Source organism: Dryocola clanedunensis (assembly GCF_038405435.1).
GTDB classification, from domain to species: Bacteria; Pseudomonadota; Gammaproteobacteria; order Enterobacterales; family Enterobacteriaceae; genus Dryocola; species Dryocola clanedunensis_A.
The window spans coordinates 1-570 of the sequence record NZ_JBBYHZ010000164.1 but is presented as its reverse complement, the minus strand read 5'-3'; the positions used below and the strand labels follow the sequence as shown (position 1 = coordinate 570).

General features: G+C 68.6%; 1 protein-coding gene. It reads left to right on the top strand.

Translation table 11 applies throughout. From position 1 onward, the window contains the following. The coding region (locus AAE045_RS24005; protein ID WP_455549805.1) for a SecDF P1 head subdomain-containing protein at positions 1-494 on the top strand (494 nt) is incomplete at its 5' end. Between the last annotated feature and the right edge of the window lie 76 nt (positions 495-570).

Below are 570 nucleotides of genomic sequence, written 5' to 3'. Positions count from 1 at the left end.
GTTGTCTGCTGATCGCCACCATGATGCTGGGTGCCGGACTGAGCGCCTGCACCCAGGCACCTCCTGCGCCGGCGGCGATCGAGACACCGGCGGGCGTCGCACCGCTGGCGAACGCACGCATCCAGATGCGTGAGGTGGCCGAGGATGCCCGTCACCCCGGCGTCACCACGCTCAAGGACCGCGACGGCAACGTGCTGCCCCTGATCGAGCCGGCCTTCATCACCACGGCCGACATCGCCTCGGTGGCCGTGGGCAGCGACGGGACCACCGGACACGGGACGCTGATCCTGCGCTTCACGGATGCCGCGGCGCCGCGGATCCTCGCCGCGACGGAAGCGCGCGTCGCCAAGCGTGTGGCGTTTACCGTTGGCGATCAGGTCCTCAATGTTGCCGTCATCGCCGGCCCCTTCGCGCAGTCCATGCAGGTGAGCGGACTGGACAGCAACGAGGAAGCCCACCGGCTGTATACCGAGATCACCGGCAAGGCGCCCTGAGCACCTCGCGATCCGCGGAGGCGCTCAGCGGAAATTCGCCTCGATCTGCTCCAGCGATTTGCCCTTGGTCTCCGGC